The organism is Cupriavidus sp. 01L46 (assembly GCF_056399905.1).
Genome location: NZ_JBFTSF010000042.1, coordinates 1 through 14,744, shown reverse-complemented (window position 1 = coordinate 14,744; position 14,744 = coordinate 1). Strand labels below are relative to the sequence as shown.

The 14,744-nt window shown below is 65.7% G+C and carries 12 protein-coding genes and 2 pseudogenes; 3 read left to right on the top strand and 11 right to left on the bottom strand.

Annotated features, from left to right (window positions below):
* Positions 1 to 32: 32 nt before the first annotated feature.
* The 8 genes from AC1DS3_RS10175 to AC1DS3_RS10140 form a co-directional block, all read right to left on the bottom strand.
* Positions 33 to 1,295 carry an MFS transporter gene (locus tag AC1DS3_RS10175; RefSeq protein WP_441632128.1) on the bottom strand — a complete coding sequence of 421 codons (1,263 nt, stop codon included), beginning with the start codon at positions 1,293 to 1,295 and terminating at the stop codon, positions 33 to 35.
* A gap of 29 nt (positions 1,296 to 1,324) precedes the next feature.
* Positions 1,325 to 2,080, bottom strand: coding sequence for a maleate cis-trans isomerase family protein (locus AC1DS3_RS10170; RefSeq protein WP_441631860.1), 756 nt, complete (start codon positions 2,078 to 2,080; stop codon positions 1,325 to 1,327).
* A gap of 28 nt (positions 2,081 to 2,108) precedes the next feature.
* Positions 2,109 to 2,573 carry an acyl-CoA thioesterase gene (locus AC1DS3_RS10165; RefSeq protein ID WP_441631858.1) on the bottom strand — a complete coding sequence of 155 codons (465 nt, stop codon included), beginning with the start codon at positions 2,571 to 2,573 and terminating at the stop codon, positions 2,109 to 2,111.
* Positions 2,570 to 3,727, bottom strand: a complete 1,158-nt coding sequence (locus AC1DS3_RS10160) for an FAD-dependent monooxygenase (protein ID WP_441632126.1) — start codon at positions 3,725 to 3,727, stop codon at positions 2,570 to 2,572. Before AC1DS3_RS10160 ends, AC1DS3_RS10165 begins: the two co-directional genes overlap by 4 nt.
* Positions 3,728 to 3,747: 20 nt before the next feature.
* Positions 3,748 to 4,620 (bottom strand): VOC family protein, encoded by an 873-nt coding sequence (locus AC1DS3_RS10155; protein WP_441631856.1) that lies wholly within the window; start codon positions 4,618 to 4,620, stop codon positions 3,748 to 3,750.
* A 1-nt stretch (position 4,621) separates the two neighbouring features.
* Positions 4,622 to 6,322 (bottom strand): AMP-binding protein, encoded by a 1,701-nt coding sequence (locus tag AC1DS3_RS10150; protein WP_441631854.1) that lies wholly within the window; start codon positions 6,320 to 6,322, stop codon positions 4,622 to 4,624.
* A 96-nt stretch (positions 6,323 to 6,418) separates the two neighbouring features.
* The gene (locus AC1DS3_RS10145; RefSeq protein ID WP_441632124.1) at positions 6,419 to 7,606 is read right to left on the bottom strand and encodes an alpha/beta fold hydrolase; all 1,188 of its coding nucleotides are present in this window, start codon (positions 7,604 to 7,606) and stop codon (positions 6,419 to 6,421) included.
* Positions 7,607 to 7,772: 166 nt separating this feature from the next.
* Positions 7,773 to 8,840 (bottom strand): porin, encoded by a 1,068-nt coding sequence (locus AC1DS3_RS10140; RefSeq protein ID WP_477127105.1) that lies wholly within the window; start codon positions 8,838 to 8,840, stop codon positions 7,773 to 7,775.
* A 357-nt stretch (positions 8,841 to 9,197) separates the two neighbouring features.
* Between AC1DS3_RS10140 and AC1DS3_RS10135 the strand changes: the two genes are divergently transcribed.
* A complete protein-coding gene (locus tag AC1DS3_RS10135) occupies positions 9,198 to 9,662 on the top strand; it encodes a DUF4126 domain-containing protein (RefSeq protein WP_441631851.1) in 465 nt (154 codons plus the stop codon).
* A gap of 19 nt (positions 9,663 to 9,681) precedes the next feature.
* On the opposite strand, the gene AC1DS3_RS10130 is transcribed toward AC1DS3_RS10135, so the two are convergent.
* The gene (locus AC1DS3_RS10130) at positions 9,682 to 9,945 is read right to left on the bottom strand and encodes a hypothetical protein (protein WP_441631849.1); all 264 of its coding nucleotides are present in this window, start codon (positions 9,943 to 9,945) and stop codon (positions 9,682 to 9,684) included.
* Between the two features lie 606 nt (positions 9,946 to 10,551).
* Here AC1DS3_RS10130 and fliD point away from each other — a divergent pair.
* Positions 10,552 to 11,982: a flagellar filament capping protein FliD gene (gene fliD, locus AC1DS3_RS10125; protein ID WP_477127104.1), complete on the top strand. Its 1,431-nt coding sequence runs from the start codon at positions 10,552 to 10,554 to the stop codon at positions 11,980 to 11,982.
* Positions 11,983 to 12,122: 140 nt separating this feature from the next.
* Positions 12,123 to 13,401 (top strand): annotated as a pseudogene (locus AC1DS3_RS10120) (MBL fold metallo-hydrolase).
* A gap of 107 nt (positions 13,402 to 13,508) precedes the next feature.
* Here the strand turns inward: AC1DS3_RS10120 and AC1DS3_RS10115 are convergent.
* Together AC1DS3_RS10115 and AC1DS3_RS10110 are read right to left on the bottom strand one after the other, a co-directional pair.
* Positions 13,509 to 14,075, bottom strand: coding sequence for a TetR/AcrR family transcriptional regulator (locus AC1DS3_RS10115; RefSeq protein WP_441631845.1), 567 nt, complete (start codon positions 14,073 to 14,075; stop codon positions 13,509 to 13,511).
* 318 nt (positions 14,076 to 14,393) lie between these two features.
* Positions 14,394 to 14,744 (bottom strand): annotated as a pseudogene (locus AC1DS3_RS10110) (copper resistance protein CopQ); the annotation flags it as partial.

Below are 14,744 nucleotides of genomic sequence, written 5' to 3'. Positions count from 1 at the left end.
GTCAACGGGCCAGGTCCGGTCCTGACCCGTGCTCAGGCGCCGGCGGCCGCCGGCGTCACGGCCGGCAGCTCGCCCGCCCGCCGGTAGCGGCCAAGGGAAAGCGTCAGCGCGGCGGCCAGCAACAGCATGCAGGACAGTGCCAGCAGCGGCGCATCGTAGCTGCCATGGCGGTCGAACCAGGCGCCGAGCCCGATCGGGCCGAGCACCGCGCCAAAGCCATAGCCGGAAAACGCGATGCCGAACAAGGCACCAAAGGAGCGCAAGCCGAAGTACGAACGCACCAGGTACGAGATCAGGTCGCCTTCCGCACCGATGGTGAGGCCAATCAGCGAGGTGGCGAGCAGCAACGCCTGGTAGTCATGCGCCGAGCGCAGCAGGAAGATGCCCAGCGCGCCACCGCCGAAGAACACGCAGGCGACGAATGGTGCGTGGATCCGGTCGATCAGCACGCCGGTCAGGATGCGGCCGATCAGCAGGCCGATGCCAACCATCGAGGCGCTGCGCGCTGCGTCCGCCGGGCTGAAGCCCCGATCGGCAAACATTGCCGGCAGATGCGGCCCAAGCGACAGCGTAGCGGAGGACCCCAGCACGAACACCGCCCAGATGGCCCACAGGCGATAGCTGCGCAGCGCCTCGGCAAACGGCACGCCGTCAACCACCTGGCCGCGCGCGGCACCCTGCGGCCTTCCCGCCGTCTTGCGTTCCCGCAACAGCGAGCACGCCAGCAAGGACAAGACGATCGACCCGGCGCCCAGCGCCACATAGGCAGTGCGCCAGCCATATCCGGTCACCAGATACTGCGCGGCGGCTGGCATCAATATGGTGCCGGCCCCCAGGCCGCACATGGCAACGCCAAGCGCCAGGCCAAGACGGCGGTCGAACCACTGCGGCAGCACGGCGAGATAGCCGAGCACCGACGTGGCCGCGCCGAACACGCCTACCACCACGGACAGGCTGATCCACATGGCCTTGCTGCCGTCCTGCAGTGCCATGCACGCCGTGGCGATGCCGAAGACCACCGCGGACACGGCGATCACGCGCCGGATGCCGTAGCGGTCCATCATGGTCCCGACCAGCGGGCTCACCACCGCCAGCCCGAACATCGAGGCCGCGTAGGAAAGCGACGCCTCCGAGCGGCCCCAGCCGAACTCAGCGGCCAGCGGGCGCACGAACACGCCAGCGGTGGCATTGAACAGCGGCGCATAGCCGGCCAGCATGCCCAGCGCCGCGCCCAGCACTACCGCGATATAAGGCCAACGTCCAGTCCGGGACGCCGTTCCATCGGTTTCTTGCATCATGTCGTCTCCTCGGGCACTTACGGCCCTTACACCAGCCCGGTCTTGCTGCCGAGATACGCGCCGGCATCCGGCGCCACCGCTTCGAGGCCCAGGCGCCGCATCATCTGCCGCGCCGTGCAGACAGCCGTGGAGGTGACGGGCACGCCCAGCGCCAGCTGCGCGCGCTCAATCGCCGCGAACGACGGCATCTGCACGCAGGCGGACAGCACCACCGTGTCCACGCCGGCGGTGTCCAGGCGCTTCACGTCCTCCAGCAATTGCAGCGGATCGCGCTCGCCGACCTCCAGGTTATCGAGGATCGAAAAGTTGATCGCGTCCTTGACCTCGATGCCTTCGCTTTCGATGTACTCGACCACGGTGCGCGTCAGCGCATCGCTGTAGGGCGCCATCAGCGCAATGCGCCTGGCGCCAAAGTCCTTCAGCTCTTCGACMAGCGCGCCGGCCGAGGTCATGATCGCGGGCCGGTAAGGTGCATCGGCGATAGCCGCGTTGAGGTCTTCAATCACTTGCCGGTGGTAGCCCTTGCCCATGCACATCGTGGCCACCAGGCAGGCCGTGCTCATCACATCCACGCGCGCATCGGCAAGCTCCAGCGCGCAGCGGCCCATGTCGCGGTTCATGCGCTCCAGCTCTTGCGCCACCACGCGGTGCATGCGCACGCGGCTGGAATGAAAGGAGAAACGCTGTGGCAGTTGCTGCATGCGCCCGGCGAAGATGGCGGGCACTTCGCGCTCCATCGTGATGTTGGAGCTGGGGACGATCTGGCCAATTCGGTAATTCATCTTGGGTTCGCTTGTTCGCTTGTTCTCGTTAAGTCCGGGGCTCTGCGGCCGGCTTGCGCAGGAACGCGCCTAGCGCGGCGCGCAGGGAATCCGGGATCGGCGTGCCCACGCGCTCGTCCAGCCGCACGCAGACCGGGGAAAACACGGCATCGAACACCGGCGCCCCGCCGGGACGCCTGGCGATGCAGCGGATGTCATAGGAGCGCGTACGGATGGCTTCGACGAAGCACTCGATGTCGATCACGTCGTCCGGCCACAACGTGCCGATGAACTCGAAGCGCATCGCCTTGCACGGCGTGCCCACGCCGTGCGCCTCGCCCAGCCGCCCCGCGCCGCCGGCCATGTGGTCGGCAAACAGCCCGACCGCGCCCAGCAGGTAGTCGGTGAAGCGGCCCGTGTACACCACGCCAGCGGGATCGCAATCGCCCCAGCGCACGGTGCGGCGCACCACGAACGGCTGCTCGCTCAGCACGTATTCGGTGGCGCGCATCATGGCTGCGGCGCGGTGAGATCGGTGACGCCCGCGGCCGCCAGCTCGGCGATCAGGGTGGGATACTGTTCGCGCAGCCGGCTCACATCCACGCGGCCGGTGCGGGTCATGAAGCGGTAGACGAACTCATGCGGCGTCGCCAGGTTCATCCATTCGCGGATACGCTCGTACCAGTTGTACGAAGCCTCCGAGGCGCGGATGAGCTTGGCCTTTTGCGGGCGGCGCACCTCGTCGTAGCGCTGCAGCGCCGCCGGCACATCGCCGGGGAAGGCGACGATGGCCTCGGCCAGCGCGATCGCGTCTTCCATGGCGATCCGGGTACCCGAGCCGATCGAGAAGTGGGCGCTGGTCAGCGCGTCCCCGATCAGCACCTGGTTGCCGACGTGCCAGGTCTGGTTGATCACGACCGGGAACTGGCGCCAGTTCGAGTTGTTGCAGACCAGCTTGTAGCCACCCAGCTCCGCGCCGAACACCGTCTCGAACAAGGCCTGGCGCGCCGCGTTGGACATTGCGTCCATATCGAAATCCTGCCAGGTCCGGTGGTCGCACTCAGCCACGAACGTGCTCATGGCGTCCGAATACGGGTAGTAATGCGCGACAAAATAGCCGCCCTCGTACTGCCGGAACACCAGGGCCGGATTCGGGAACGCCTTCGCCACGCCGTACCAGGCAAAGTGGTTGGTCAGGTTGTGGCGCGTGGTGCCGAAGCCCCCCTCGTTAGACGCCCGCAGCAGCGAGTTGACGCCATCGGCACCCACGATCAGGTCGGCTTCGATGGCCGCAAAGTCGCTGATGCGCTTGTTGTAAGTCACGCGCACCCCGAGCTCGCGGGCACGCGCCTGCAACACCGACAGCAGCTGGATGCGAGGAATCGCGCCGCCGCCCGCGCCGGGGCGCTTCATGGTGATCGGCGCCTCGTGGCTCACGATGGTGTGCCGGTCGCTGAAGCGCATCGCCTTGGCGAGCTCGTCGACCACCGCCGGGGATGCGGCGCGCAGGTTGGACAGGCCGGTGTCGGCGAGCACCACGCCGAAGCCGAAGGTGGCGTCCTCCGGGTTCTGCTCGTAGATGTCGATCTCCACCGGTGCCAGCCGCTCCTTGAGCAGGATGGAGAGGAAGAGCCCGGAAGGGCCGCCCCCGATGATGGCCACTTTCATCGCGGCTTTCATTGCGGCTTTCATTGCGCCTCCTCCGGGGAAATCACCAGCGCGTCCATATCGAACTGGACGATGCGCCCGACCAGGCCGCCGGTCAGCGCGCCATACCAGACTGCCGGCTTGAAGCCTAGCGCCTTGCGCCGGAAGCAGATCTGCGGATTGCCGTCGATGCGCACATAGCCGTTTTTCAGCGAGGTGGTGGCATAGCCGTCGGTAGTACGCGCCACGCTAATCAGCGCGGCAAACTCCGGCACGTCCAGCACATAGACCGATGCCTTGCCAGCCTGCTCCGGTGCCGTGCCGATCTGCACGGCCTTGCGTTGCCAGACCGGCTCGATGGACGTGAAAGCCGTGGCGGCGTCCGCCGCCTTCTCCAGCTGCATGGCTGCCTCGATGGTCAGCGCCGCGTCAAGCGCATCGGCCTCGCTGAACGGGCGCAGTTGCCAGGTGATCTCGATCGGATAGCCGTTGGGATCGTTGAAGTAGATCGACTCGATGACCTCGTGGCGGATCTGGTAGCGCACCGGAATGCCGACCGCTTCCACGCGCTGGCGCCATTCCAGCAGCTCCGCTTCGTCGCGCACGCGCCAGGCGGTGTGCGTGGCGCGATCCTGGTAGTGCTCGCGCACCGCCAGCCAGTCCGGCCGCTCGGTGCCGATGTAGTAGAAGAAGGCAATGGTGCTGCTGTTGCCGCTATCGAAGAAGAAGTGCAGGAAGTCCGCATGATTGTCCGGGCCCCAGCCCTTGGCCGAGATGGCGTGGACCAGCGGCAGGCCAAGCAGGTCTCGGTAGAAATGTACGGTCTGGGCCAGCTTCCAGGTGGGACGCGCGGTGTGATGCACGCCATGCAACTGCACGGACGGCACGCCGACAAGGTGTTTCGCTTCGGTCATTTCACTTCCCTTCGGTTACGGTGTTGCCAGCCGTCTCGGCCTCGAGCAACTGGATGATCTGCTGGCGCAACAGCACCTTGCTGAGCTTGCCGGATGCGGTCAGCGGGAACTCTTGGACGACTTCGAGCCGCTCTGGCCACTTGAACTTGGCCAGGCCGGCTTCCTGCAGGTATTGGGTCAGTTGCGCCAGCGTAAGGTCGCTTGCGGGCGGCTTGGGTATGACGAAGGCGCACACGCGCTCGCCATAGACGCGGTCGGGCATGCCCACTACAGCGCAGGCCAACACGCCCGGGTGCAGGTTGACGACGTTCTCCAGCTCCTCGGCATTGATCTTCTCGCCGCCGCGATCCACCACATCCTTGATGCGCCCGAAGAAGAAGTAGTAACGTTTGCCGTCCACCACGCGCGACGTCATCAGGTCACCGGAGCGGTAGAAGCCGTCCGCGGTGAAGCGCGTCACGTCCTCCTTCTCGGATTTGTAGTAKCCGCGGATGGTGTAAGGCCCGCGGAACAGGGCCTCGCCGGGTTCGCCGTCGGCCACGGGATCCTCTGTGCCCGGTGACACGAGCTTGACCTCGTCATGCGTGGACACCGGGCTGCCGACGGAGGTGTCGCGGATCTCTTGCGGGTCATCCTTGCGGGTGAACATGATCACGCCCTCGGTCATKCCGAAGATATGGTGCGTGGGCGAGCCCGTCAGGCGGGTCAGGCCCGCGGCGTTCTTGGGGGCGACGAAATTCCTGCGCGCCCGCGCGCTGGCATCCGACTGCTCCAGTTCCGGCGCAATGCGCGTGAGGATCGGCCCGGCCACGCCGAACCAGGTAGGCTGGTAGTCGCGCACCAGGCCGCGCAGGCTTTCCTCGCCAAGATCCGGCGTGACCGTCAATGTGGCGCCAGTCAGCAGGAACGGGCCGAAGAAGCAGCCCATGTTGAGGTTGTGCATGTACGGCGTGGGGAAGAACAGCACGTCGTCCTTCGTGTAGCCATTGCACGCCGCCACTGCGCGCATGTTGTAGAGGTACTCGCTCTGGAAGCGCGGGATGATCTTCGGCACGCCCGTGGTGCCGCCCGAGAGCTGGAACACGGCGGCCTGGAAGGGATCGAGCGTCACGCCCGCCAGGATCGCGCGCGCGTGGGCCAGCGGCATCTCTTCAATCAGGTCGGCTAGCAGCAGCGCGCTGCCACGACGCTCGCCACGTGTTTGCAGGATGATGGATAAGCTCGGCACTTCGGCCTGTATTTCCTGCGCGAAGGCCACGTCGTCGAACTTGGTGTCGTCGCCCTGCACGACATGCAGACGGGCTTCGCAGAGCTTGCCGAGGTAGCCGAGTTCCAGCTTGCGGAACGCCTGGAGCGAGCAAAGCGGAATGATGCCCGCTTTCAGGCAGCCCAGGAACGCCAGGAGCAGCTCATTGCTGTTGCCGCACTGGAACACCGCGCGATCCAGGGGCCGCAGGCCCAGCGCCAGCAGCGCGGCGCCAAGGCGTTCGGTCTTCTCGTCCAGGTCGCGGTAGGTCAGCCGGCCTTCCGGGCCCACCAGCGCGAGCCGGTCCGCATGGGTCGCAAACGATGCGCGGAAGGCCCCTGTCAGCGTTTCTTGCGTCAGCACGCCGTCGGCAACATAGCGCCGCAGCCGGTCTTCGTCGGGGTACCTGACCCCCGCCAGCAATTCCTGGGGCCGTACCGATTGGGATTGCATCATGTCTCTCTACCCTTGCTTGTCAGATTTCTGTTTTCTGTTTTCTGTTGTTGTCTGTCAGCGCGCCACATTGGCCTGCGGCGCGCGGGATGACTCTCCTTACACCATCAGTTCGCGCAGCCACTCGACGATGTGCGCACCGGCGATACGCTGGCCCGGCTCCTCGTCGCGGCTCAGTGCCATGCCATGGTGATTGCCGCGCACGCGGATGTGGCGCTTCTCCGTGCTGCCGATCTGCGCGTAGATGGACTCGATATCGGCGGGGAACGTGCACTGGTCGCCGGTGTATTCCAGCAGCAGCGTGGGCTGGTGCACCGCGCCGATGGTCTTGTACAGCGATGCGTTGGAAGTCAGGCCCGACCAGGTCGACAGCCAGGACTCCGGCGTCACCACGCGTGCGAAGCCAACGCTGCCCCAGTTGGAAACAAAGGGGTCCTTGCCCCACAGCGTGCCCGTTTGGCGGTCCGACGGGTCCAGGGTAATGTCCCAGGACCGCAGGTCAGCGTCCGTGCGCCAGACGTGGAAGATGGGCGCATGCGCGGCCACACGCCGGTCCAGCTCGCTGCCGGCGCCTGCCTTGATGCGCTGGCGGGCGGCCTGCTTGCGGCGCAGCAGTTGCCTGGCGTGCTCGTCGATCCGCTTCACCCGCTCTTCCTGCGCGGCGCTGTAGCGCGCGACAAAGTCCGGCGCATAGCTGCCGCGTCCACTGGCGGCGTCGAAGCCGTTCGCCGCGGAGAACGGATCGAGCGACGCATCGGTTTGCATCGGGTCGTTCTCGTCGACAACGGAGGGATCGAGCCCGGTCATCAATAGCTTGCCCTGCCCGGGATGGGGAGAGACCAGGATCATGCCGTCAACCGTGGGCATCTGCAGCTCAGCCAGGTTGGTCGGACGGCCGCCCGGGGTCCGCGCGATGCGCTGCGCAGCCGGCGTGAGCGCCTGCTGGTTGTAGAAGGTGTACAGCGAAGCGCCGCCGGAATTGCCCAGCAGCACGATGCGCGCGAAACCCAGATCGCGCAGGTGCGTCATGCCTGCCGCCACGTCGAACAACGCGATCTCATGCTCCAGCCGCAGGTCGTTGCCGATGGAGCGGGGGCCCTGCACCCAGCAGGCGCAGCCGGCGTCGAGAATGAACGGCACGAGATAGTGCGTGATCGCCATCTCGCGGGGATGCATGATGGAAACGACCGTCTTTTCCTTGCCGGTCGCCGTGAAGAGAAAGCCGAGCGTGCGCTGGCCGTCCGCGGTACCCAGCGCATAGGGGACCATCTGGTAAGGGCGCGTCATCAGTTGTGCATCCCACGACGCGCCACGCATGCCCGCTGTTACCTGTGCCTTGTTCTGCTCCGCCACGACGTCTCCTTTGATTAAATGCTACCGTCTCAATAATTTAGTCATTATTTGAGTGCATGTCAAATAATGGTAAACCTTGCCCCACCACAGGCGCCGCCGCTCAAAAGCTGTGCCGCAGGCCCACCACCGCGCCAAGCGGATTGGCGCCAGGGACAATCGAGCCGTCATAGCCGTTGGCGCTGAGTGCGGAGCCGCCGTTGTTCTTCGTGTAGGAAGCCGTCAGGTAGGCATCGGTACGCTTGGAGAACCGGTAGTCGGCCGACAGCACAAAGGAGATCGGGTCCTTCCCCGAGGTGCGGTCATTGGTCTTGTACACGGCGCCGGTCAGCGCAACGGCCGGCGCCAGGTTCCAGTTCACGCCGGTCCACATCAGGTCCGTGCGCGACATCGACGCCAGCAACTGGCTCGCCAGCCTGCGGTAGCCCACATAGATGCTGACCGCCTCCAGATCCACCGCGGCCGTGCCGACATAGCGCCGCTCGGTCTTGCCGGCTGTCGCCGCGCTGTTGCCGTTGAGCTGGTCATACACGCCGCCCACGCGAAAACGGCCGGCCTGGTAGGTAAATCCGGCGCTCATGTCGCGCCCCACGCGGCTGTTGCCCGGCACTTCCGAGCCGTTGGCCACCGTGGAATCCACCCMGAAGCTATACAGCGCCGCTACGGTCAGCCCGCCAAACTTGCCGGTGTATTTGGCCGCGTTGTCCACGCGCCCCGCCAGCCAGCTGTCGTGGCTGAACGACGAGTACTTCGGCGCGAAGAACATGGGGTCGAACGAGATGATCAGGTCGAACATCAGGTTGTGATGCCGGCCCAGCGTGAACTGGCCATAGGTGCTGCTGTCCAGGCCGACATAGGCCTTGCGTCCAAAGATCCGGCCGCCCTGCGAGGACGCTCCGGTATCGAGCACCATGCCGCCTTCCAGTACAAAGACACCCTTCAGGCCGCCACCGAGATCCTCCACGCCACGCATGCCCCAGCGGCTGCCGGCGATGTTGCCGGAAGTCATGCGGAACAGGCTGTCCCCCTGCTTTGCCGTGTTCGGCACGCGGTTCAGGTATTCGAYGCCCGCGTCCACCACGCCATACATCGTGACGGACGATTGGGCCTGCGCCTGCCCTTGGGTCAGTGCCGCGAGCGTGGCCGCGGCCATGGCCAGTGCTTTCTTCATTGTTCCTCCTTGATCGGGTCTGGTCCGCGAGCTGCGATCGGCCCGCGGGCTATCGTGCCGTCGCCTGACAGGCAGCCTCGACAACGGATGTCCGCCCAATCAATTGATATACATTCAATAAATGTTATTGTTTTTTGATATGGTGTTAAATAATGGTTTTCCCGGTGCCGCGGCACCGCAGCCTGATGCGCCACAAGCCCCGGGCGGGGTCGCGTCTTCTTGCTCAAACGCTTGCTTCGACAAGCGCCGCTGGCATACTCGCCAAGCGGGTTGGCGCACGTACCCGCGCACGGCACCGGCTTAGGCGCACTGCGTCAGCCGTGCCACCTTTGCCAGCCTTGATTGAGGACAGCCGCCATGACCCTGTACTTGCTCTCGCTTTTTATCGGCATCGTGGCTGGCCTGCGCGCCATGACGGCACCCGCCGCTGTCAGTTGGGCGGTCCACGCGGGCTTGCTGGATCTGTCGGGCAGCTGGCTTGCCTTCATGGGCTACCGGTTCACGCCATGGATCTTCAGCGTGCTGGCCGCGGTGGAGCTCATCACCGACAAGCTGCCCGGCACGCCGAGCCGCAAGGTGCCGTCGCAGTTCGGCGCGCGCATTCTCTCGGGAGCGCTGTGCGGGGCCACGATCGGCGCGGGTGGCGGCATGCTGGTGGGCGGGGGCATTCTTGGCGCCGTGGGCGCGGTGATCGGCACGCTCGGCGGCGCGGCTGCGCGCGCGCGCCTTGCGGCGGTATTCGGCAGGGACTTGCCGGCGGCGGTCATCGAGGACCTGGTTGCCGTCGTTGGCGCAGCGGTCCTCGTCCTGTCGCTGGCTTAGGCACCGCCGCCAGCTGGCCCTACAACGGATCGACCAGGCTGCGCACGACCTCCGCCAGGCGGGCCGCGCGTGCGCGCCCCTTCGCGTCCAGGCCAAGCGCGCCGCCCGCGGCCAGCGCCTGCAGGCCGAACGCAGCGTCGGTCATGTCGCGCCACGAGGGGTGGTCGGCGTGCATGGCCTCCAGCGCCTGCGCGCCAGCCGCCAGGCGCGCCGGGTCCGGCTGCAGGCCGGACGCCAGGTCTTCCAGTACTGCCGCTGCGTCGAGCAAACCCTTGCGGTCCATATCGGCATCTCCCTCTCGAACTTAATGGCAAATGAGCGGTCCCGCGGTGCATTTTTTTGCAGGCCCGGCGATGGGTTTCGCTGTGGTTGGCGACACGCCGTGCGCGGCGCCAACCCAAACGATATGCGCGGACTTTCCCCCCCTATTCTCTCAATTGGCCCCAGGTCCACGCCACTACGATCTTGAGCGTGAAGAGTGAAGCACACGATCKGGGTTACCCCCTGTTTTCGGTCGATGCGCACATCTTCAGCGCGAGACGAGGACAAGATCGGCGCACACAGCCGACAGATCAGCGAGCCGGGGTGAAGTCAGCAACATCTCAATGGCCAGTGGCGTCCCACGGCTGTCCCGGCGCACCCGTATCTAACCTCGTGTCGACAGCATCAAGGGCGACGCGACAGCCAGGCCACGGGCACCGGATTTCCTGCCACGAACCAGCGGCTTGTMGCAATACAGCGCACGCCTATGGCGACGCCATCGATCAGTACCTCGCCCGAGGAAGCCCTGCGTGCCGGCCGTATCATCCGCGCGCAACTGGCTCTCCTGACTAGCCGGGCCGCTTCGGCGGGCCGACCTCCTCCAACACGCAACTAAGGGATTGCAACCATGGCTATTTCCTCGATAGGAGTCGGGTCCCAGCTGGACCTGAGCACCTTGCTGGACAATCTGCAAAAGGCGGAAGAGACCAAGCTCACTGCCCTGACCAAGAAGGCCACCGTCCACACCACCAAGCTCTCCGCTTATGGTCTGCTGCAAGGGGCGCTGGCTTCGTTCCAGAATGCCGCCAGCGCGCTTGGCACGGCGAGCCTGTACAACAGCACCACTACCACCTCCAGTAGCACCAACGTGCTGGGCGTCGTGGCCGACAAGTCCGCGATGGCGGGCAGCTATGCGGTCAAGGTGTCGCAGCTGGCGCAGTCGCAAACGCTCGTGTCCAACGGCATCGCCGACAGCACGGGCATGTTGCTGGGCAGCGCCAAGATCACGATCGAGTTCGGCACTACCGAGGGCGCCGTCTTCACGCCCGGCACCGGCAAGCMCGCCTCGATCAACATCAACGGCACCAACAACACGCTGACCGGCATCCGCGATGCGATCAACGCATCCAATTCCGGCGTGACCGCCAGCATCGTCAACGATGGCGGCAGCACGCCGTACCGCATGGTGCTGACGTCCAACGCCACGGGCGCCAAATCCAGCATGCGCGTCTCCGTGGACAGCAACGGCGCCGGCGACCCCAGCACCATTGCCGGCTTGCTGGCGTATGACCCGGCCGGCACCAAGGCCATGAAGCAGAACATCGAGGCCCTCGATGCCAAGCTGAACATCAACGGCATCGACGTGAGCAGCCCGACCAACTCGGTCCAAGGCGCCGCGCCGGGCCTGACGCTGAACCTGCTGAGCAAGGGCGACAGCACGGTGACCGCCGTCACCGACACCGGAGCGATGTCTAGCGCCGTGCAGAGCTTTGTCACCGCTTACAACACGCTGCAAAGCACCGCCGCCAAGCTGTCCGCCTTCGACAAGAACAACAAGGGCACGCAGTCGCCGCTGCTGGGCGACGCGACGCTGCGCACGATCCAGAACCAGTTGCGTTCCGTGTTCAACACGCCGCAGACCGGCACCGGCGACGCCAGCCTGGTCAACCTGACCCAGATCGGGATCTCGTTCAAGGCCGATGGCTCCATGGGGCTCGACACCGCCAAGCTGAACAAGGCACTCGGCTCCAACCGGACCGGCGTGGCGCAGCTGTTCAGCGGTGCCGACGGCAAGTCCGGCTATGGCAATCAGCTGGCGGAAATGGTGAAATCGTTCAGCGCGACAAAGGGCGCGCTGACGACGGCCACCGAAGGCATCAACACCGACCTGAAGAACCTCGACAGCGCCTACACCCGCACCTCCGCGGGGATCGACGCCACGATGTCGCGCTATCGCGCGCAGTTCCAGCAGCTTGACCTGATGATGAGCCGGATGAACTCCACCAAAACCTACCTCACGCAGCAATTCGCGGCGATGAACAAGACGTCCAACCAGTAATCACCACCGCAGCCGTCCTGCCCGCAAGTGCGGGACGGCCCCGCCCACGGCTTACCGTCTCGCTTTCCCTTGGTGGCATAACCGTGCGATGCCGCTACACTGTCGCCTGATACTAGCCAGTCAATCAGGAACCGCCCCACATGCGCGAACAAGAACAGAGCGGAAGCCCTCCTCCCTCACGCCCCCCCTCGCTGCGTCAAGCCGCAAGCATCCTGGTAGTGCGCGATGGCGCGGCCGGCATGGAAGTGCTGCTGGTGCGCCGCCCCGAGCGCAACGACGACCGCAGCAGCGGCGCCTTCGTCTTTCCCGGCGGCACGCTCGACCCCCAGGACAGAACCCTGCACGATGTCTGCGCCGGCCTGGACGATGCCGCGGCCAGCGCCCGTCTCAAGCTGCCTGACGGCGGCCTGGATTTCTACCTGGCAGCCGTGCGCGAGTGTTTCGAGGAAGCCGGCCTGCTGTTCGCGAGCGATGCCGGCGGCAAGCTGATCGCGCTGGACACGCTGGATGCCGCGCAGCAGGCATGGCTGCGGCAGTCCGCGCGCAGCGGCGGCCCGGGCATGGCGCAGCTCTGCGAGCGGCTTGGCGTGCGCCTGGCGGTGGACCGCCTGGCGTATCACAGCCACTGGCTGACGCCACCCGGTTTGCCCAAGCGCTTCGACACACGCTTTTTCGTGGCCGTGGCGCCCGCCGGCCAGTCCGCCACGCACGATGGCGACGAGGCCGTGGAGCATCTCTGGATACGCCCGAGCGATGCCCGGCCCGATCCGCTGGATCCTGGCCACCCACACCCACATCGACCACTCGCCGGCGACATCCAGGCTCAAGGCCGCCACCGGCGCGCCGGTGCTGGGCCGCCCCGCGCCGCAGACGCCACGCCAGGACCAGACCTTCCAGCCCGAGCGCATCCTGGCGCACGGCGAACGCCTGGCGCTGGGCGAAGGCTGCACGCTGCGCGTCGTCCACACGCCGGGACATGCATCCAATCATCTTTGCTTCCTGCTCGAGGAAGAAAAGACCTTGTTCACCGGCGACCACGTGATGCAGGGCTCCACCGTCGTCATCAACCCGCCCGACGGTGACATGCGCGCGTACCTGGGCTCGCTCGCCGCGTTGCAGGACGAGGACCTGGAATGGCTTGCGCCCGGCCACGGCTTCCTGATGCCCCGGCCCGCGGATGCCATCCGCACTTTGATCCGCCATCGCATGCAGCGCGAGGCAAAGGTGCTCAACGCGTTGCGAGAGCTTGGCGAAACCGGCATCGATATCCTGCTCCTGCGGGTCTATGACGACGTGCCGGAGCGCATGCTCCCGGTGGCAAAGCGCTCGCTGCTGGCGCACCTGCTCAAGCTGGTGCAGGACGGCCGCGTGCAGGAGTCCGGCGAGAAGTGGCAGGTGCTGAAGCACGCAGCAAGCTGAAACGCGCGGGCAATGCAAACAAAAAGCCGACCTCGATGGGTCGGCTTTTTCATGTGCCAGCAGCGGGCTGCTATGTCGTCTGATACTTCCCGGATGTCTTATACGTATTACTCGGATACCGAAGCCATCAGCAGGTCGGCGGCGGACTCCAGCCGCTCGGGCGCCCCAAACAGCCGCGCAACGATCAGGCCGTTCTGCAGCGCGCCGTAGATCACTTGCGCCAGCGCGCGAGCCGTCACCGGGTAGACCTTGCCGTATTCCTTCTGCGCGCGCTCGATCAGCCCCATCAGCCAGTTCTCGTTCATGCGGTAGAACGCCTTGAGCTCGGCGTGGACCGACTCCGGCAGGCACAGCGTCTCGGTGGACAGCATGCCCGCGAGGCAGATCTGGTCGCCGCAGGCCGCGGTACGCAGGAAGTTGAGGTAGCCCTCGGCTTGCACGGCAGGGGGAAGCGAGGCATCCACGCTACGCAGCCGCTCGGCGATGCGGGCGCTGTATTCTTTCACCGCCTCCAGCACCAGGTCGTCCTTGGCGGGGAAGTAATAGTGGATGCTTGACGTCTTCACGCCAACCAGTTCGGCCAGGTCGCGGTAGCTGAAACCATTGAAACCGCGCCGGCGAATAAGCACCAGCGTGTGTTCGAGCAGTTGTTCGCGTACGGATTGCGTTTTCATAGCGTGATCTTATCTATCTATCGATAGATCCTCAAGCCAATTTCGTGTGCAGTCGCAACAAGGCGGCTTAGTTGGCCCCAAGTTACGCCTTCATTGCGCTTATTACCGCCCTGTGCCGGCTCACGCCGGGAGCACTTGCGCCACCACGGTGATGGCAGAGCCACTGGCGACACAGAGAACCACCCAGCCGGCCAGGATCAGGAAGCTGTCCCGTAAATTCATGATGCACCCCTACTCTATTTCACGCTCACTCTGTTTCCCGACTGCTATCGGGTATCGGGCATCCAGGCGGCGATCGCCGGGATACCCTTGCCGCGCTCAGGCATTGGCGCCTTCGCTGAACACGTCGAACTTGCCGCCACGCGCGCCATCGGTGTAGGCGTCAACGCTGCGGGCCGGGCTGGCGGACACGCCGCTACGATCCAGGCCGGCCACGATGCGCGCACCGTCCGTGTACGGGTCAGCCTTGCCAACGCGTGCGCCTTCGGTGAACGGGTCGAACTTGCCGCTGCGGGCGCCATCGGTGAAGGCGTCGGGCGTGGTGGTGCGGAACACGTAGCCGTACTTGTCACCGGCGAAGGTGCTGTCCTTCGGGCCCGAAGCCTGAGCGGTGCCGGCAACGAAAGCGGCAGCAAGGGCGGCGGCGGTGATCAGGGTCTTGGCGAAGAG